The 17,362-nt window shown below is 47.3% G+C and carries 20 protein-coding genes; 12 read left to right on the top strand and 8 right to left on the bottom strand.

What is annotated here, in order from left to right:
* Positions 1-30 precede the first annotated feature (30 nt).
* From U9P07_05685 to U9P07_05650, 8 genes are all read right to left on the bottom strand, one after another.
* Positions 31-1,533 (bottom strand): monovalent cation/H+ antiporter subunit D family protein, encoded by a 1,503-nt coding sequence (locus U9P07_05685; GenBank protein MEA2108893.1) that lies wholly within the window; start codon positions 1,531-1,533, stop codon positions 31-33.
* Between the two features lie 91 nt (positions 1,534-1,624).
* Positions 1,625-2,038, bottom strand: coding sequence for a cation:proton antiporter subunit C (locus U9P07_05680; GenBank protein MEA2108892.1), 414 nt, complete (start codon positions 2,036-2,038; stop codon positions 1,625-1,627).
* Positions 2,039-2,329: a hydrogen gas-evolving membrane-bound hydrogenase subunit E gene (mbhE, locus tag U9P07_05675; GenBank protein MEA2108891.1), complete on the bottom strand. Its 291-nt coding sequence runs from the start codon at positions 2,327-2,329 to the stop codon at positions 2,039-2,041.
* Complete coding sequence (locus U9P07_05670; protein MEA2108890.1) at positions 2,329-2,574, bottom strand: hydrogenase subunit MbhD domain-containing protein; 246 nt, start codon at positions 2,572-2,574, stop codon at positions 2,329-2,331. The genes mbhE and U9P07_05670 overlap by 1 nt, the downstream gene beginning before the upstream one ends.
* Positions 2,571-2,879, bottom strand: a complete 309-nt coding sequence (gene mnhG / locus U9P07_05665; protein ID MEA2108889.1) for a monovalent cation/H(+) antiporter subunit G — start codon at positions 2,877-2,879, stop codon at positions 2,571-2,573. The genes U9P07_05670 and mnhG overlap by 4 nt, the downstream gene beginning before the upstream one ends.
* Complete coding sequence (locus tag U9P07_05660) at positions 2,879-3,145, bottom strand: monovalent cation/H+ antiporter complex subunit F (GenBank protein MEA2108888.1); 267 nt, start codon at positions 3,143-3,145, stop codon at positions 2,879-2,881. The genes mnhG and U9P07_05660 overlap by 1 nt, the downstream gene beginning before the upstream one ends.
* A gap of 33 nt (positions 3,146-3,178) precedes the next feature.
* A complete protein-coding gene (locus U9P07_05655) occupies positions 3,179-3,682 on the bottom strand; it encodes a Na(+)/H(+) antiporter subunit B (GenBank protein ID MEA2108887.1) in 504 nt (167 codons plus the stop codon).
* 32 nt (positions 3,683-3,714) lie between these two features.
* Positions 3,715-4,212: a Na+/H+ antiporter subunit E gene (locus tag U9P07_05650; protein ID MEA2108886.1), complete on the bottom strand. Its 498-nt coding sequence runs from the start codon at positions 4,210-4,212 to the stop codon at positions 3,715-3,717.
* 499 nt (positions 4,213-4,711) lie between these two features.
* On the opposite strand from U9P07_05650, the gene U9P07_05645 reads away from it, so the two are divergent.
* From U9P07_05645 to U9P07_05590, 12 genes are all read left to right on the top strand, one after another.
* Complete coding sequence (locus U9P07_05645; GenBank protein MEA2108885.1) at positions 4,712-4,912, top strand: hypothetical protein; 201 nt, start codon at positions 4,712-4,714, stop codon at positions 4,910-4,912.
* A gap of 287 nt (positions 4,913-5,199) precedes the next feature.
* On the top strand, positions 5,200-5,625 hold the full coding sequence (locus U9P07_05640) for an ATP synthase F0 subunit B (protein ID MEA2108884.1): 426 nt from the start codon (positions 5,200-5,202) through the stop codon (positions 5,623-5,625).
* The gene (locus U9P07_05635) at positions 5,625-6,266 is read left to right on the top strand and encodes an ATP synthase F0 subunit B (protein ID MEA2108883.1); all 642 of its coding nucleotides are present in this window, start codon (positions 5,625-5,627) and stop codon (positions 6,264-6,266) included. Before U9P07_05640 ends, U9P07_05635 begins: the two co-directional genes overlap by 1 nt.
* Positions 6,263-6,808, top strand: coding sequence for an ATP synthase F1 subunit delta (atpH, locus tag U9P07_05630; GenBank protein ID MEA2108882.1), 546 nt, complete (start codon positions 6,263-6,265; stop codon positions 6,806-6,808). The genes U9P07_05635 and atpH overlap by 4 nt, the downstream gene beginning before the upstream one ends.
* Positions 6,809-6,814: 6 nt before the next feature.
* Complete coding sequence (gene atpA / locus U9P07_05625) at positions 6,815-8,323, top strand: F0F1 ATP synthase subunit alpha (protein ID MEA2108881.1); 1,509 nt, start codon at positions 6,815-6,817, stop codon at positions 8,321-8,323.
* Positions 8,324-8,383: 60 nt separating this feature from the next.
* Positions 8,384-9,244, top strand: coding sequence for an ATP synthase F1 subunit gamma (gene atpG / locus U9P07_05620; protein MEA2108880.1), 861 nt, complete (start codon positions 8,384-8,386; stop codon positions 9,242-9,244).
* 38 nt (positions 9,245-9,282) lie between these two features.
* Positions 9,283-10,698 carry a F0F1 ATP synthase subunit beta gene (gene atpD, locus U9P07_05615; GenBank protein MEA2108879.1) on the top strand — a complete coding sequence of 472 codons (1,416 nt, stop codon included), beginning with the start codon at positions 9,283-9,285 and terminating at the stop codon, positions 10,696-10,698.
* Positions 10,699-10,754: 56 nt separating this feature from the next.
* Positions 10,755-11,165: a F0F1 ATP synthase subunit epsilon gene (locus U9P07_05610; GenBank protein MEA2108878.1), complete on the top strand. Its 411-nt coding sequence runs from the start codon at positions 10,755-10,757 to the stop codon at positions 11,163-11,165.
* Between the two features lie 348 nt (positions 11,166-11,513).
* Positions 11,514-12,905, top strand: a complete 1,392-nt coding sequence (gene glmU / locus U9P07_05605; protein ID MEA2108877.1) for a bifunctional UDP-N-acetylglucosamine diphosphorylase/glucosamine-1-phosphate N-acetyltransferase GlmU — start codon at positions 11,514-11,516, stop codon at positions 12,903-12,905.
* A 3-nt stretch (positions 12,906-12,908) separates the two neighbouring features.
* Entirely contained in the window at positions 12,909-14,747 is a 1,839-nt protein-coding gene (gene glmS, locus U9P07_05600) for a glutamine--fructose-6-phosphate transaminase (isomerizing) (protein ID MEA2108876.1), read from the top strand.
* Between the two features lie 126 nt (positions 14,748-14,873).
* Positions 14,874-15,308 carry a CBS domain-containing protein gene (locus U9P07_05595; protein ID MEA2108875.1) on the top strand — a complete coding sequence of 145 codons (435 nt, stop codon included), beginning with the start codon at positions 14,874-14,876 and terminating at the stop codon, positions 15,306-15,308.
* Positions 15,309-15,489: 181 nt separating this feature from the next.
* Positions 15,490-17,292, top strand: a complete 1,803-nt coding sequence (locus U9P07_05590; GenBank protein ID MEA2108874.1) for a chloride channel protein — start codon at positions 15,490-15,492, stop codon at positions 17,290-17,292.
* Positions 17,293-17,362 lie beyond the last annotated feature (70 nt).

Below are 17,362 nucleotides of genomic sequence, written 5' to 3'. Positions count from 1 at the left end.
ATAAAGTTAAATACTCACCGGTTTTGCGGATTAAAAAGCCGCCGGTACCGCATGTTGAATTACCGCGGCAATGATTTTGCCGCTCAAAGGGCCGAGAATAATGATAATTGCCGCCATGATCAGGATGGGAATCAGCATGCTGGCCGGAGCCTCATCGCGGACTACGACCACCTCTTCACGATCATGATCGTGGCTATGGGCACCGCCGTCCAGAGGTGCGAGATAGGCTTTTTCAATGATGCGAAAAAAGAGAACCGCATTAACCAGGCTGCTGCCCAGCAAAGTAATCGAGAAAACCCACTGTTTGGCCACAATTGTACCCATAATCAGGTACCATTTACTGAAGAAACCGCAGGCTGGCGGGATGCCGCACATTGAGAGGGCAACGATGACAAAAGCGGCCATCGTAAAGGGCATCTTTTTGTTAAGATGCTGAAAGTGATATATCTCCCGGCCATGACCTTTATAGGAGATGGCGCCGATTACCAGAAAGAGGCAGAAGACCATGCAGGCATCATTGACGATGTGGAGGATGGCACCGGTCAGGCCGGGCCGGTTCATGACGCTGATCCCCATAACGATATAGCCGACCTCGGCAATCATGATATAGGTGACCATTCTTTTGATGTCGGTCTGGGCCAGGGCCTTGATGCCGCCGACAATGATGGCAACCACCGCCATCCAGCCGAGAATCGTGGCCGCGGGAACCACTGAGATGGAAAACTCAGGTTGAAAGAGGGTAAACATGATGCGGATCAGGATATAGGCTGCGACCTTGGTCATCAAGGGGGCAATCAGGGTGCTGACCGGGGACGGGGCGGTGGTATAAGCGTCCGGCATCCAGACATGGAGCGGAAAGAGTCCCATCTTGATGGCGACGCCGGTGGTAAAAAAGGCAAACCCAACGAGGATCATCTTGGAATGGTAGAGGTTGGGCAGGATTGTTGCGAGATCAGCAATATTGAGGGAGCCGGTAGCCATGTAAAGATAGCCGACCCCAAGCAGGTAGAAACTGGCACCGATGGTGCCGATGATGATATAATTAAAGGTCGCCATCGGAGCTCCGTCTTCTCCATGGGCGATAAGTCCGTATCCGGAAAGTGAAGAGATCTCAAGAAATACAAAGATATTGAAAAGATCGCCGGTGATGACAATGCCCAGCAGTCCGGTAATCTGGAGAAGCAGAAGGGTATAAAAGTGGGGTTCTTTGCCCCGGAGATCCATTTTGACACCGGGTTTGGCGTTAAATGCCGCCAGCAGGCCGATGGCTGCTATCAGAACCAGCATCAGGCCGCTTAAGTAATCGATCCGGTATTCAATCCCCCAGGGTGGGGCCCAGCCGCCGAGATTGTAGCCGAAGGGGCCGGTCCTGACAACCTGCAACAGCGCTCCACAGGAAGCGTAGAGAGGGATGACCAGAATCATAAGCGCACAAGGGCGGCAGAGCTGGCGGTAGCGCCAACCGATAATCGGGGTCAGTAAGGCCCCGAGCAAGGGGGCGACAATGATTAAAGCGGGAAGCTGATCGATCATTAAATATTATTCTTTTACAGGTTCAAAGATTGACTGCGGCTATAGATATGTTGTGACGCCACAATTTATGTAGTTATTTTCATCCCAACGTTTAGCCTAGTGTTTTGTAAGCAGAAGGATCTTTTCTGATTGCCATAATCTCATCCTCCTCCAGGGTGTGGTAACGTTTATATATGAGGATAAGCGTTGCCAGGGCAACGCCGGTGGTCGCGATTGAGACGACGATTGCCGTCAGCATCAGGACATGGGGCAGGGGGTTGAGGTAGTCGGCTACCTGGATGAGGTGCTGGCCGTGACCGTGACCATGTCCCATAAGAATCGGAACCGTGGCACCGCCTTTCTTGACCCCGGTAGAGACAAAAAAGAGGATGATTGAGGTCTGGAAGATATTCATGCCGATTAATTTCTTGACGAGGTTGCGCTTGCCCATCATGGCATAGAGACCGATCATCATCAGGACAACGTAGATCCAGAAATTATATTTGGCCAGAATGTATTCTAGCATCTACTTTTTTCCTCCCCGGCGGCGCAAGAGAAAGAGACAGGAGATCGCGGCGGTGAAAATTACAGTTGTCTCTCCCAAGGTGTCATAGCTCCGGTAATCGGCCAGAACCGCTGAAACGATGTTGGGGGTGGCGGTCTTTTCCGTGGCTTCAAGGATATAGCGCGGTGAGACGTGGGAGTTGGCCGGTGAATTGGGGTCACCCCAGGCCGGCATGTCATGGATGCCGTAAATCAGCAGGGCCCCGGTCATGATGACCGCAACCCAGGATATCAGTTTAAACCAGTTTTTCATCAATCCTTTGACCTCCTGACGGTTTTGAACACTGCGGCCACAAAAAGAACGGTGCCGACTCCAGCGGAAACCGTTGCTTCGGTGAACGCTACATCTACCGCCCCCATTTCAGCCCACAGCAGGCACATGAAAAAACTGTAAGCACCAAGAATTATTACCGCACTCAGCAGGTCCTTGACGTTGATGGCTGCCAGAGCACAGATGACGACAAACACCAATAAAAATAAATCCAGTTGCCAGATCATTTTTTATCCTTTGTCCATGGTTGTACCCCGAGTCGGAAAGCCGCCCGGGCAAGCACATGAGTAGCCGTCGGGTTGGCAATGTAGATAAACACAACTATCAGGAGTATCTTGAAGCTGTCCAGGTTGATTCCATGGTGGACGATCAGTCCGGTCATAATCATCAGCACGGCCAGGGTGTCACACTTTCCGGTGGCATGCATGCGGGTGAACATATCGGGGAAACGCAACAGGCCGATAACGGAGGTTAAGAAGAAAAAGCAGCCGACCAGGATCATTGCCACGGCAATAATATCACGTATTAGCATCAGAATTCTCTTTTTGTTTCAAAATATTTGCTGGCTGCCAGGGTGCCGACGAAATTCAGCAGAGCGTATGCCAGGCTTATATCCAGAAACATTTCCACCCGGTCATACAGGAAGCCTATAATTACCAGAATAGTCAGGGTCTTGGTGCCAATGGCTCCGGTGGCTACGATGCGGTCTCCCAGCGTCGGGCCGAAAACTACCCGGTAAAGGCAAAGGAAAACCATCAGGCAGAGGAAAATATCCACCGACAGGAAAAAAGATTTCATAAAACACTCCAGCAGGGAAAAAATACGGAAATTTTATTCTCCGCCACTGTAAATTTCTCCAGTTTGATTTTCATCATCAGTATCGTCCTTATTACTGCCAGTTTCACTGTTGACAATATCCATGATGATGCTGTACATGGCCGCCATTACCGTCAGCGCCACTCCTGTTTCTATTCCCAGGATACCCAGGGACCGGGCTTTTGGAGTTGTCACCTGGAGCACGGAAGCAAGGCGACTGTAATCAAGGAAATTGCCTCCCAGCAACAGGCAGATAAAACCGATGCCGGCATAGATTAAGACTCCAATGCTGCATAAGCGGCCAGTAGTTCCCAAGCTGAGACGGTCAAGAGCATCCTCGTAGCCGAAGACCAGAAAAATCAATACCAGCGCCGCGGCCAGAATTACTCCTCCCTGAAAACCTCCTCCCGGTGAGTAATGGCCGTGAGCCAGGACATATAAAGCGTAAAGCTGGACAAACGGCACCATTATCCGCACAGCGGTCTGGGCAATGACGTCTTCATATTTTTGTCTGAGCATGAGAATCCTTACAGCCTTTATTTTGATTTCTTTTAGCTTTGAAAAATTTTACTGATCCTTCTCTCCATTTCCCCGGTTAACAGGTCATCCTTGAAATTGCCTGCCAGGGCGTGGACGTATACTTCATCATCTTTGATATCTATGGTAATGGTTCCCGGGGTCAAGGTAATAGAATTGCCGTACGTGGTTTGGGCTACATCTGATTTTAATTTGCTCTTAAAGCTGAAAACCTGTGGCTCTATTTTTAATTTTGGTGATAAGACCAGCTTGGCAACCAAAATATTGGCCAGAATTATCTGGTAAATAAGCCAGGGAATGTAGAGAATAAATCTCCCCATGACTATATGATGGGTGGTAATATTCGCGGAGGTGAACAGGAGACCAGCGGAAAACAGGGAAACTAAAGCGCAGCATAATATCCCTATACCGATGTGGAACAGATCATAATGGCCTGAAAGAAGCAGCCAGAGAGGCAGGAGAAGCAGAAAAGTTACAATGTACTTTCCTATTGAGGTGGATTTTTTTATCATTGTTGTTCTTTATGAGATATTTTAGATTATATCCTAAGCTGAGCTATTAGCGGTTAGCCATTAGCCATTAGCTTTTAGAAATCAGAGCTTTACGTTGATTAGTAACAAAACCCATCGGGTGAATATGTATAATATTAAATATCTTGTAATTATTGAGCTAATCGCTAAGTGCTAAAAGCTAATCGCTTAATTTAGGTATGTATAATCCAGTTTTATTTTTGCTATTCTTAATATGAATTATATAATTTCCTTAAACGGTTAAATATTTTAAAATTTATCTAGGCGAATAATTTATTGTTGTCAAGGTTAAAAACCTGAGATTGTAAGTCTAGATATACACGACACCGTTATTAGATTATTGCACGAGCTGTTTTATGATTCTGTTTACTATGTTCGATTTTTTTTATATTTCCTTTACAGTTTTTTAAGTTTTCTCAACTTTCTGAGTTGATCTGAAAACAGCTAGACTGTGGGGACACCGCTAAAGCAATGTCCCCGGATGTTCCGGCATGGCTCTCGCTCATTCTCGCCGGCCGTCCATGGCCTGCCTGTGCGTGCCGCACGCAGACAGGCCGGCTTGTGGGGCGCGCTAAAGCAATGTCCCCGCGTCCGCCGCGAATCACAATGTGGGACAGTTTTTAAAACTGTCACAACCCAGGCGGCCAATACCGCTATGAGCCAAGCCCGAACATCCTGCTAATATGTCCCTGGCAATGCAAGTCAGAAAGTTGAGAAGTTTTAAAAAAGTTTTCATATTACTAAATCCCTCCCCAGAGCCAAAAAAAACTTGACATTCTGACCCTTCTCATGATAACTGTCCCCCGCCTTTTGAATTTTGTATAATTGTTACAATAATGAGGTTTTAAATAGTGCCGTATGTGTGCGGGCTGGAATTCAACAGTAGTCTTTAATCTCGTTTTTCAACGATATTAAAATGGCTTTCTTCAAACATTGGATGGATTGGCAGGAATTTAGGAGTGCAGGCAGGTGATTGATCTTAATATCACGTTTCTCGGTCAGTGGGCGATATTCATCTTTATGATGATTTTTCTGAATCAGTTCCTGTTTAAACCTGTCTTGCGGGTGATTGATGCCCGTAGAGAAAAGGTAGAGGGAACCCATGAAAGTGCTGTGGCCCTCAATGAGCGATCCAGTCAACATCAGGCAGCCTATGAGTCTCGTATGACCCAGACGAGAGAGAAGTTGGAACAGGAAAGTGCCTCCCTGCGTGAAGAGACGATGAGTACTTCCCGGGTCAGGATGGATAAAGCCCGCAGTGAAGCCATGCAGCAGGTTGAAAATATGCGTCAGCGGATAGCTGCTGAGTATCAGAAAGTTCAGGTAGAAATGACTGCCGATATTAAGGTGATTGCCAGACAGATTTCCGGTAAGATTCTCGAGAGGGATGTTTGATGAAGCAGTGCAGATCAATTGGTGGAAAAGCTCTTATTGTCGTTGGGACATCAGTTGTACTTCTTTTGGTGGTGCTGGCGGTAAGCGCCTTTGCCAGTGAAGGGCACGAAGCTGCGGCGCATCATCAGTCACTTTATGCTGCGCTTGCAGAAAACCCTGTTCCCCTCCTCAAAGATTTGCTCTGGCGGGTAATAAACTTTGCAGTTATATTGTGGATTCTGATTAAATTTACCGGAAAACCGATAAAAAATTATTTTGCCAATCGTCGGGAAGCATTGGTTCAGGGAATCAACGAGGCCAGGGAAGCTAAAGAGGCTGCTGAGCGTCTTTATCAGGAGTATCAGGAAAAGCTGGCCCGCCTTGACGATGAAGTCAAAGAACTTGAGTCCAGGATCAGGTCGGAAGCCGAAGCGGAAAAACAGCGGATACTGTCTGAGGCCGAGCAATTCGCGGTGAAAGTTAAGCAGCAGGCGGAGCAGATGGCCAATCAGGAAGTCATGATGGCCAAACGGCAGCTGAAAGATGAGGCGTCGAAGCTGGCTTTGCAGGCGGCGGAAAAGATGATTAAAGAGAATATTTCTGCAGCAGATCGGGATAAAATGGTCGAAAACTATCTGGAAAAAGTGGTGGGTGCACAGTGATTCGTGATATTATAGCCAGACGTTATGCCAAGGCCTTTTTTGCTTTTGCCAGTGAACATGGGGTATTGGATCAGGCTACTGAGGAGGTACGAGGCTTTGCCGTCTTGTTGGCCGATCATGAAAAGCTGAGTGATGTTTTGAACAACCCGGTCTATGAAACCTCTGAGCGCAAAGCGGTTTTGAATGCGGTTATGGCTAAAACAGATGTCAGTGACGGGGTTAAGGGGTTTCTCTTTATCCTTATCGAAAAAAACAAAATGAAATACCTGGCGTCGATTGTCAGCTATCTAGATCTGATGGTGGATGCGGCAGAGGGTCGTTTGCACGTTGATGTTGTTTCAGCTACTGCCCTTGATAAGGCGACATTGGAGAGGTTAAAACAGAAATTGGCTGAACTTACAAGCAAGAAGGTACAGTTATCCGTCAAGGTTGATGAGTCATTGATTGGTGGTTTGATTACCCGTTTTTCCGGGATGGTATATGATGGCAGTATCAGGACGCAGCTTAACAACCTTGGAGAAAATTTGATAAAGGAGTGGTAGGAAACCATGGAACTACGTGCGGAAGAAATAAGCCAGATTATCAAAGATCAGATTGAGAATTATGATAAAAAGGTTGAGGTCAATGAGACAGGTACCATCCTGACGGTTGGTGATGGTATTGCCAGGATATATGGTCTCGAGAAAGCCATGGCCGCGGAGTTGCTTCTTTTTCCCCATGATATTTATGGGATGGTGCTGAATCTTGAAGAAGATAATGTCGGAGCTGTTATTTTTGGTGAAGACATAGAGATCAAGGAAGGTGATGAGGTAAAAAGGACCGGTAAGATTGTTGAAGTTCCCGTCGGCAAAGGTATGCTCGGTCGGGTTGTCAATTCCCTTGGACAGCCCATTGATGGTAAAGGCCCGCTGGAAACTGATGAAACCAGAAGGGTGGAAATTAAAGCCCCCGGGATTGTTGACCGTCAATCCGTAAATGAGCCGTTGCAGACTGGCTTGAAGGCCATTGATTCCATGGTTCCCATCGGTCGTGGTCAACGTGAACTCATTATTGGTGACCGGCAGACAGGTAAAACCGCGGTGGCTATTGATGCCATTATCAATCAGAGAGATACGGATGTCTGTTGCATCTATGTGGCAATTGGCCAGAAGCGTTCTACTGTAGCCCAGGTAGTGGCGAAGTTGGAAGAATATGGGGCGATGGAATATACTACCGTTGTTGCCTCAACTGCCAGTGAACCGGCACCTTTGCAGTATCTTTCTCCTTATGCCGGGGTAACCATGGGAGAGTATTTTCGCGACAACGGCATGCACGCCCTGATTATTTATGATGATCTTTCTAAACAGGCAACTGCTTATCGTCAGCTTTCTCTCCTGTTGCGGCGGCCTCCCGGACGTGAAGCTTACCCTGGAGATGTATTCTATCTTCATTCCCGCCTCTTGGAAAGAGCGGCTAAAATGAGTGATGAAAAAGGAGGAGGCTCCTTGACGGCACTGCCGATTATTGAAACCCAGGCCGGCGACGTGTCAGCCTATATTCCTACCAACGTTATTTCCATTACCGACGGGCAGATTTACCTGGAATCTGATCTATTTTATTCCGGTATCCGTCCGGCCATTAACGTTGGCCTTTCCGTCTCCCGGGTTGGTGGTGCAGCCCAGGTGAAAGCAATGAAACAGGTTGCCGGTTCTCTGCGGCTGGATCTGGCTCAGTATCGTGAAATGGCTGCCTTTGCCCAGTTTGGTAGTGATCTTGATAAGGCCACCCAGGCGCAGCTGGCTCGAGGTAGCCGTTTGGTTGAAATCCTGAAGCAGGATCAATATACTCCTTTGACAGTGGAAAAGCAGGTTCTGATTATTTTTGCCGCTACCAATGGTTTTGTCGATGATTATGATGAATCAGTTCTGGGGCGTTATGAACAGGAATTGTATCCTTTTGCAGAGAGTAAGTTTGCTGCAGTGCTGGATGAGATCAAAGAGAAACAGAAAATTGATGATGATTTGAAATTAAAGGTGGAAAATCTGCTGAAGGAGTTTGGCGAGTTTTTTAAGCCTTAATTTTGTCAGTAACTGGATTTGAGCAGTAAAGAACCTGTTGATCTCATTAGGGAATAATAGATGGCTAATCTCAGGGATATTAGAAAGCGAATTGCAAGCGTCAAGAGTACCCAGCAGATCACCAAAGCTATGCAGATGGTGGCGGCTTCAAAATTGAAGCGGGCTCAGGACAGCGTGGTGGCGGCGCGGCCTTATGCTATCAAGATGAACGAGGTGCTGGCCAGCCTGGCTTTGCGTACTGAATCCGGGAAGCATCCACTCCTTGAGCACCGGGAGGAGAAAAATGTCGAACTGATCGTCATGACTTCTGATCGTGGTTTGTGCGGCGGCTTTAACCATAATGTCATCAAGGCCAGCGAAAAATTTGTTACTGAAAAACAGGGAGAATATGAAAATATTCTTCTCAGTGTCGTTGGTAAGAAAGTCAGGGATCATTACCGCCGTCAGGGAAAGGAATTTGCGACTGAATTCCTCAATCCTGGAACTGTAACTTTTTCCTATGCTGAAGAAATTGCTACGGATGCCATTGATCGTTATGTAGAGAAAACCACCGATGCCGTGTATGTGATTTATACCGAATTTAAATCGGCCATGACCCAGAATGTTATCGTTCAGCGCCTGTTGCCCGTAGAGCCGATGGAACTGGCTGAAGATGAAGTGGCAGTGGAATATATTTATGAACCTTCTGAAGATGAATTGCTGGCAGATATCCTGCCTCGTTATGTTTATACCCAGTTGTTCAGAATGCTGCTGGAATCCGTTGCCAGCGAACATGGGTCTAGGATGACAGCAATGGATTCTGCGACCAGTAATGCGGTTGAAATGGTTGACAGGCTTACATTGCTGTATAACCGGGCCCGTCAGGCAGCAATCACCACCGAACTGATGGAAATTGTGAGCGGCGCTGAAGCATTAGGTTAAGCTCGGAAAATAAAAATATTTGAGGAGGATTGTAAGGGATGAGTGAAAAAAATATCGGTAAAATTAACCAGGTTATCGGCCCGGTAATCGATGTGGAATTTGAAAAGGGGAAGCTGCCGGCGATATATAATTCACTGAAAATTACCAATCCCGCCATCAACGATCAGGAATGGAACCTGATATGTGAAGTTGCGCTGCATCTCGGTGAAAATACCGTCCGGGCAATTGCCATGGATTCTTCTGATGGTTTGGTCCGCGGCATGGAGGTTTGGGATACCGATGAGATGATCACAGTGCCGGTTGGCCGGGAAGTTCTGGGACGGATTATTAATGTCACCGGTGAACCGGTAGATGAACAAGGCCCGCTTAATGAGATAAAGCGTTATCCTATCCACCGTCCCGCACCTCCTTATGTTGATCAGAGTACTGAAGTTGAAGCTTTTGAAACTGGCATCAAAGTAGTTGATCTGTTGGCGCCATACTCCAAAGGTGGAAAGATCGGCTTGTTTGGTGGTGCCGGGGTTGGTAAAACCGTTGTTATTATGGAATTGATTCATAATATTGCCACCCAGCATGGTGGATTTTCTGTTTTTGGCGGAGTTGGGGAACGGACTCGTGAGGGTAATGATCTCTGGCATGAAATGAAAGGTTCGGGGGTTCTCGATAAAGCGGCTTTGGTCTATGGACAGATGAATGAACCTCCGGGAGCCCGTTTGCGGGTTGGGCTTTCAGCGCTGACCGTGGCGGAATATTTTCGTGATGAAGAGGGGCAGGATGTGCTGCTTTTTATTGACAATATCTTCCGGTTTACCCAGGCTGGTTCAGAGGTGTCGGCACTGCTTGGCCGTATGCCTTCAGCGGTTGGATATCAGCCAACTCTGGGAACTGAAATGGGTGAGCTGCAGGAGCGGATTACCACTACCAAGAGTGGTTCAATTACTTCGGTTCAGGCCATTTATGTTCCAGCTGATGACTTGACTGACCCGGCTCCGGCAACCGCATTTGCCCATTTGGATGCCACGACGGTTTTGTCACGGCAGATTTCTGAACTGGGGATTTACCCTGCTGTTGACCCACTGGATTCCACTTCGCGAATTCTTGATCCGAAGGTGATTGGCGACGAGCATTACCGGGTTGCCCGGGAAGTACAGTTGATCCTGCAACGGTATAAAGATCTGCAGGATATTATTGCCATTCTGGGTATGGACGAATTATCAGAAGAAGATAAGCAGCTGGTAACCAGAGCCAGGAAGATTCAGCGCTTTCTCTCCCAGCCTTTTCATGTGGCCGAAGATTTTACTGGGACACCCGGAGTTTATGTTAAACTTTCGGATACCATCCGTAGCTTTGATGAAATACTACAGGGTAAACATGATGATCTGCCCGAGCAGGCTTTCTACATGGTTGCCGGCATTGAAGAAGCTCAGGAAAAGGGTAAGAAGCTTGGTGTTTAAATAGCTTTCATCTGGAAAGTAACAGTTTTTTGGATGAATACTGAATAGGAATTTTCATGGACACTGATAAGATCTTATTTGAGGTCGTAACCCCCTATCGTCAGGTTCTTGCTGAAGAAGTTGATGAGGTGATTGCTCCTGGCGAGGAAGGGCAGTTTGGTGTGCTTCCAGGGCATACCCCCTTTCTGGCAAAGATCAGGGTTGGGGATCTCCTGTACCGCAAAGGAAGCCAGTTATTTCATCTGGCGGTCAGCAATGGATATTCTGAAGTGGGTTACCATCATGTTATTGCCTTGCTTGATGCGGCAGAGCGTCCTCAGGAAATTGATATTCAACGGGCAGAGAAGGCCTTGAAACGGGCAGAGGAAAAACTGGCCGTGCTTTCTCCTGAGGAGAAAGCATTTTTTGAAGAACGTGCTGCTTTGGAAAGGGCGCTCAATCGGATTCAAATTGCCAAAGTTAAATAAAGCGGAAAATATATATTGTCAGGATTTATGAAGGCGGGGGTTACCCCGCCTTTTTGCGTTTAGGATAATTGCTTAATGAGGTATGGTAAGTTAATTATTGTTCATCCGGGAACCTTTATTTCCTGATAAACGCTTTCGGCGATCAGCAGGCAGCTTTCAGTAAAATATTTAAAAAAACAACTGGTTAAGCTGAGAGCAGAAGGATGAAAGCTAGCAGCCCATCCGAAACAACAGTTTCCGGATGAAAACTAATTAATGATTAATTTTTATCTGTAAGTTGTCGAAAAGTTGAGAGATGTGCTTTTCTGGTGGAAGACGAATGATGAACAGAGTTCAGGAGGTTTTTTAATGGATCAGGTTGCGGCAATGATTCTGGCGGCCGGCAAGGGTACGCGGATGAAATCCGCGGTGTCAAAGATGTTACATCCCCTGCTGGGTCTTCCCATGCTCAGCTACCCTTTGCGGGCATTAAAGAAATTGGAGATCGGCCGGCAGGTGGTGGTGATTGGCAGCAGTGGCCAGGAGGTCATGGATGGTTTCAGCGATTGGTCCGGAGTCAGTTTCGCCTGGCAGCGGGAACAACGGGGAACGGCTGATGCCGCGGCAATGGCTTTGACTGAACTTGAAGATTTTTCCGGGAATATTCTTATTGTTTGTGGTGATGTTCCCCTGCTGAAAGCGGGAACCCTTGAAGAATTATTGCTCAAACATCGGCAAACTAAGGCAGTGGTGAGCGTTTTGAGTGCGGTTTTGCCAAATGGTGGGGCCTACGGCAGATTGGTACTTGACGCTGCCGGTGAACTGGTGAAAATTGTTGAGGCACGTGATGCTTCACCAGCTGAATTGGAGATTTGCCGCATCAATTCCGGTATTTATTGTGTCGATGCTGATTTTCTCCGCCAGGCTCTGGCAGGAATTGGTTGTGCCAATGCCCAGGGTGAATATTATTTGACTGATATGGTTGCTGAAGCTTTTCAGGTGGGCAAAAAAGTTATGTTTTCAGATGTTGCCGACCCGGATGAAATTATGGGTATTAATGATCGGGAGCAACTAAGTAACGCTGAGATGTTGCTGGCTGCCAGAATCAGGCGGCAATGGCAGGGGGACGGAGTAACTATCAGCTTTCCGGAACAGGTCGTTATTGAGCCCGATGTGCACATCGGCATGGATACCACTATTGAAAAAGGTGTATCCCTGAAGGGAAAGACCGTTATCGGAGCTGGTTGTTATATAGGTGAAGGGGTGATTCTCCAAGATGTCCATCTGGGTGATAGGGTAAGAGTTCTTCCTTATTCCGTGCTGGAACAGGCGGTGGTGGAAGCTGATGCCCAGGTTGGTCCGTTTGCCCATCTGCGTCCTGGCAGCCTGCTGCGTGAAAAGGCTAAAATAGGCAATTTTGTTGAGGTGAAAAAGGCTGAAATCGGAATCGGCAGCAAGGCATCCCATCTTTCTTATATCGGCGATGCCACCATTGGTAATGGCGTTAATATTGGTGCCGGGACTATTACCTGTAATTATGACGGCTTTGATAAACACCGGACAATCATTGAGGATGGGGTATTTGTGGGAAGTGACAGCCAGTTTGTGGCCCCGGTTCGTATTGGAAAAAATGCTTTAGTTGGAGCCGGCAGTACGGTAACCAAAAATGTGCCGGAAAATGCCGTGGTGACCTCCCGGAATCGGCAGACAATTTATCCGGACCGGGGGATGGCTTCAAGAACCGTGACCAGAGAGGAGTAAGAAATGTGTGGAATCGTAGGATATATAGGCCCTCAGGACGGGGTGCCGGTGGTCATGGATGGCTTGCAGAAGCTAGAGTATCGGGGGTATGATTCAGCCGGTGTGGCCGTGTTTCAGGATGGTCAGATAGCCATCAGCCGGAGTGTCGGTAAATTGCGAGAGTTGGAGAAAAAACTCTTAATTTCCACCTTATGTGGTTCCCCGGCTATCGGTCATACCCGTTGGGCTACCCACGGCCGGCCGACGGAACCTAACGCCCATCCTCATGTTTATGAGGGCGTGGTGGTGGTTCATAATGGAATTGTTGAAAATTATGTTGCTCTGCGAGAGGAACTGGCGGCTTCCGGCCACCAGTTTTCCTCGGAAACCGATACCGAAATTATCAGTCACCTGATTGCCCGGGAATTGGCTCGTGGCTTAGGTTTCTGTGAAGCTGTGCGGGCTGCATTACAGCAGGTCAGAGGAGCCTTTGCCCTGGGGATAATGTATGAGCAGGAGCCTGAAATGCTCATCGGCGCCCGGAAAGGTAGTCCACTGGTCGTAGCCTATGGGGCACAAAAGGGCGAATATTATATCGCTTCGGATATTCCGGCGCTTTTGGCTTATTCCCGAGAGGTTATTTTTCTTGATGACGATGAGATGGCTGTCTGTACTCCTGGCGGAATGTCCATCATAACCGTAACTGATGGCCAGAAGCAGCAGAAGGAAATAAACCAAGTTACCTGGGATCCGATTATGGCCGAAAAGGGTGGCTATAAACATTTCATGCTCAAAGAGATCTTTGAGCAGCCCCAGGCGGTCAGCAATACCTTGTTGGGAAGAATTTCCGAAGATCGGAAAAAAGTTGATCTGCGGGAAACCGGGTTTACTTCAACCGATTGGCAGGCGGTAAAAAAAATTATGATTCTGGCCTGTGGTACTTCCTGGCATGCGGGACTGGTGGGTAAATTCTGGTTCGAGAAACTGGCCAGGATTCCGACTGAGATAGATATTGCTTCCGAATTCAGATATCGTGATCCGTTGGTTGATGATGAAACCTTGCTGGTGGGTATTTCACAATCAGGTGAAACGGCCGATACTCTGGCTGCCCTGCAGGAGGGTAAACGTAAGGGTGCTAAAATTTTATCTATCTGTAATGTGATGGGAAGCAGTATCTCGCGCCAGTCGGATGGGGTAATGTATACCTATGCCGGGCCTGAAATCGGTGTGGCGTCCACCAAGGCATTTACCACCCAGTTGGCCTGTCTTATGCTGCTGGCACTGGATATGGCGGCTGCCAGAGAAACAATGAGTGCCAGGGAGATTGCCCAAATGGTTGAAGGTCTGCTGAAGTTGCCGGGGCTGCTGGAGAAATCATTGACTTTGGCGCCGCGCCTGGAGCAGATTGCCAAAACCTATCATCATGCTACGGATTATCTCTACCTGGCCAGGGGGGAAAACTACCCCATCGCCCTGGAAGGGGCATTGAAACTTAAAGAAATATCCTATATCCACGCGGAAGGTTATCCCGCCGGGGAAATGAAGCACGGCCCCATAGCTCTTATTGATGAAAATATGCCGGTGGTAGTTCTTGCTCCCCACGATCATCATTACGAAAAAGTAGTAAGTAATCTCCAGGAAGTGGTAGCCCGGGATGGACAGGTTATTGCTTTTACCGCCTCCGGTGATGAGCGAATTGTTGAGCATAGTTCAGAAGTGGTCAAGATCGAGGAACCGGGAGAGTTATTGAATCCGTTGGTTTATGTGGTTCCGCTGCAACTTCTGGCTTATTATACCGCAGTATTTAAAGGAACAGATGTTGATCAGCCCCGTAACCTGGCCAAGAGTGTAACGGTTGAATAACCATTGTTGACAGTTTTATGCCAGCCAATTAAAAACTTGACTTGATGCTGTCAGAGGATTATTTTTAAATATACTGTTCTGAACTGGATATGGATAAAATGATGAAACTTGGTAGAGGGTGTGGAAATGGCAAAAGTAGCTGATATACTCAGGGAAAAGGGAAAGAAGGTCTTTACGGTTAACCGGAAAACCACCGTGTTAGAGGCCATCAAAAAGATGTCGGATAAAAATGTCAGCGGTCTGGTGGTTATGGATGGCAAAGAAATAGCCGGGATTATTACTGAGCGGGATTATTTAAGAAAAGTCATCCTCCAGGGCAAATCTTCCAATACCACTATGGTGGAAGAAATTATGACTGATAAAGTTATTTTTGCTACTCTCGATCAATCGGTAGAAGAATGTATGGCAGTTATGGCCGAAAAATCCTGCCGCCATCTTCCAGTCATGGATCAGGGATGTCTTGCGGGGGTTATTTCCATTCTTGATTTGACCCGGCAAATGACCAGAGAACAAAAAACCACCATTAAATATTTGCAGGATTATATCCACGGAAAATGTTGATCTCACATTCAGTGAAAGATTGACATTTTTCATTCCTTTTTCGCCAGGTTTCAAGCTTTTCCCCTACCATCCTTCCTTTTCGTTGACAGGGACGGCTTTTTCTGCTTTATTCTGACGCGTGTTTCCGGCTATATTCTATCCCTTGTAAAGTTTTATCCAGCATTTATAGATTGATTTTTCTATGCGCCTACCACCGCACATTTTACGGTTTCAGAATGCCATCGTCCGGCTGAAACGCCGACTGTCCATTTCAGAAAACTATTTTTTTATCTTTCTTGCCGTGATTATCGGTTTGTTGAGTGGTTTGGGAAACCTGGGATTGCGGAAATGTATTGAGCTTTGTCATGAATATATTTTCATGACCGGTCATGAGTTTCTGCATATTGGCGATGGTGGTTTTCACTGGTTTCTGCTGCCGCTGCTACCGATGTTTGGTGGTGCTTTAATCGTGCTGTTAGAGATAATGTTTCCCGGTCAAGCTTCCGGTTATGGCCTGCCGAATTTCCTCAAAACCATTAATCTGGGAAGTGGAGTCCTGAAAAAACGCGGCGTGCTGGTTAAAATGATAGCTCCCGCCATAACCATCGGAACCGGTGGTTCAGCCGGGCAGGAAGGTCCCATCGCTGTTATTGGTGGCACCCTGGGATCAATTGTCGGCCAGGTTTTTTCCCTTGGGGCCAAGCGGATAAAATTGCTTATCGCTTGTGGGGTTGCCGGTGGAATCGCGGCGACATTTAATGCTCCGTTTGCCGGTGTTTTCTTTGCTCTGGAAATTATCCTCATGGGTGAGATGGACCTGGAAGTTTTCGCACCCATTGTTATTTCTTCTGCTACGGCGGTGGCATTTACCAGCTTTATCTATGGAAAGGCCGCTTTTTTCTCGGTGCCGAAGTTTATCCTGAGCAGTAACTGGGAATTATTGGTTTATGCGGCGATGGGAGTCGTTGTCGGTATCCTGGCGGTTTTATTTATTCGTTTCTTTTACTGGGTTCAGGATTTTTTTCAGGACCTTTCCATCCCTTTCTGGCTCAAACCGATTATGGGTGGTTTCCTGATCGGGGTTATCGGCCTGGTGTTTCCCCAGGTTATGGGTGATGTTTATCTCTATATGGGTGAAGTGTTGCAGAAGCCGACTATCTGGTATGTGGTCTTGCCGTTGATATTTATGAAAATGCTGGCGACTTCCATCACCATGGGTTCAGGAGGTGCCGGTGGCCTTTTTGCTCCGATTCTTTTTATGGGGACCATGATCGGGGAAACTTGTGGTGGTCTGGGACATATCTTTTTGCCGGGTGTTGTAATTCACTATGATGGTTATGCAATTGTGGCTATGGGAGCCTTTTTATCAGCCGTTACTCATGCGCCCATGACTTCAATTTTTCTGGCCTATGAATTGACCGGGGACTACCAGATCATGTTGCCGGCCATGTTTGCTACCGTTATTGGCACTCTTATTGCCCGCAGCCTGGAACGTGAAGGTATCGATACCTATGGCCTGGCCCGGGAAGGCATCCATCTGGAAAGTGGTCGGGAAGTGAATGTTCTCCGTTCCATAACTGTTGGAGATATTATGGTTACCGGCCCCATAGAAACGATTCCCGAAGATATGAAATTAAAGACAATTCTTCAGTTTTTGCCCCGATCCCGTAATACCACCTTTCCCGTGGTTGATCAGGATGGTTTATTGAGTGGCATTTTAAGCATTCAGGATATCAGGGAACTGGTTTATGAACAGGGCCTTGAAGAACTGATTGTGGCCAAGGAGCTGGCTGCTACTCGGGTGATAACTGTTACGGTTGAGGATAATCTTGACAATGCTCTGAAAAAGATTGGCTATCGCAATATTGATTATTTACCGGTGGTTGCCAAAGATAATCCCCGACAGATTGTTGGCATGGTCTCCCGTCGGGATATTATTTCTGCTTATAATCGTACCCTGCTGGACCGGGATCTGCGTGAAAAGTCAACTCCGGAATCCCCATAAGGTTTTCTGTAAAAGGGCAACCACAGGTGGTTGCCCGTACGAAATGTTTTCGCGAAAAGTTTCATTTGGG

The organism is Pseudomonadota bacterium (genome assembly GCA_034660915.1).
Taxonomy (GTDB): domain Bacteria; phylum Desulfobacterota; class Anaeroferrophillalia; order Anaeroferrophillales; family Anaeroferrophillaceae; genus DQWO01.
Note: the sequence above shows the minus strand (reverse complement) of the source record. Positions and strands in the feature narration are given on the sequence as shown.

Excerpts from the sequence above, each read along its gene's own strand:
- U9P07_05685 (MEA2108893.1), bottom strand. The coding sequence starts at position 1,533 with ATGATCGATCAGCTTCCCGCTTTAATCATTGTCGCCCCCTTGCTCGGG.
- U9P07_05680 (MEA2108892.1), bottom strand. The coding sequence starts at position 2,038 with ATGCTAGAATACATTCTGGCCAAATATAATTTCTGGATCTACGTTGTC.
- mbhE (MEA2108891.1), bottom strand. The coding sequence starts at position 2,329 with ATGAAAAACTGGTTTAAACTGATATCCTGGGTTGCGGTCATCATGACC.
- U9P07_05670 (MEA2108890.1), bottom strand. The coding sequence starts at position 2,574 with ATGATCTGGCAACTGGATTTATTTTTATTGGTGTTTGTCGTCATCTGT.
- mnhG (MEA2108889.1), bottom strand. The coding sequence starts at position 2,879 with ATGCTAATACGTGATATTATTGCCGTGGCAATGATCCTGGTCGGCTGC.
- U9P07_05660 (MEA2108888.1), bottom strand. The coding sequence starts at position 3,145 with ATGAAATCTTTTTTCCTGTCGGTGGATATTTTCCTCTGCCTGATGGTT.
- U9P07_05655 (MEA2108887.1), bottom strand. The coding sequence starts at position 3,682 with ATGCTCAGACAAAAATATGAAGACGTCATTGCCCAGACCGCTGTGCGG.
- U9P07_05650 (MEA2108886.1), bottom strand. The coding sequence starts at position 4,212 with ATGATAAAAAAATCCACCTCAATAGGAAAGTACATTGTAACTTTTCTG.
- U9P07_05645 (MEA2108885.1), top strand. The coding sequence starts at position 4,712 with ATGTTCCGGCATGGCTCTCGCTCATTCTCGCCGGCCGTCCATGGCCTG.
- U9P07_05635 (MEA2108883.1), top strand. The coding sequence starts at position 5,625 with ATGAAGCAGTGCAGATCAATTGGTGGAAAAGCTCTTATTGTCGTTGGG.
- atpA (MEA2108881.1), top strand. The coding sequence starts at position 6,815 with ATGGAACTACGTGCGGAAGAAATAAGCCAGATTATCAAAGATCAGATT.
- atpG (MEA2108880.1), top strand. The coding sequence starts at position 8,384 with ATGGCTAATCTCAGGGATATTAGAAAGCGAATTGCAAGCGTCAAGAGT.
- atpD (MEA2108879.1), top strand. The coding sequence starts at position 9,283 with ATGAGTGAAAAAAATATCGGTAAAATTAACCAGGTTATCGGCCCGGTA.
- U9P07_05610 (MEA2108878.1), top strand. The coding sequence starts at position 10,755 with ATGGACACTGATAAGATCTTATTTGAGGTCGTAACCCCCTATCGTCAG.
- glmU (MEA2108877.1), top strand. The coding sequence starts at position 11,514 with ATGGATCAGGTTGCGGCAATGATTCTGGCGGCCGGCAAGGGTACGCGG.
- glmS (MEA2108876.1), top strand. The coding sequence starts at position 12,909 with ATGTGTGGAATCGTAGGATATATAGGCCCTCAGGACGGGGTGCCGGTG.
- U9P07_05595 (MEA2108875.1), top strand. The coding sequence starts at position 14,874 with ATGGCAAAAGTAGCTGATATACTCAGGGAAAAGGGAAAGAAGGTCTTT.
- U9P07_05590 (MEA2108874.1), top strand. The coding sequence starts at position 15,490 with ATGCGCCTACCACCGCACATTTTACGGTTTCAGAATGCCATCGTCCGG.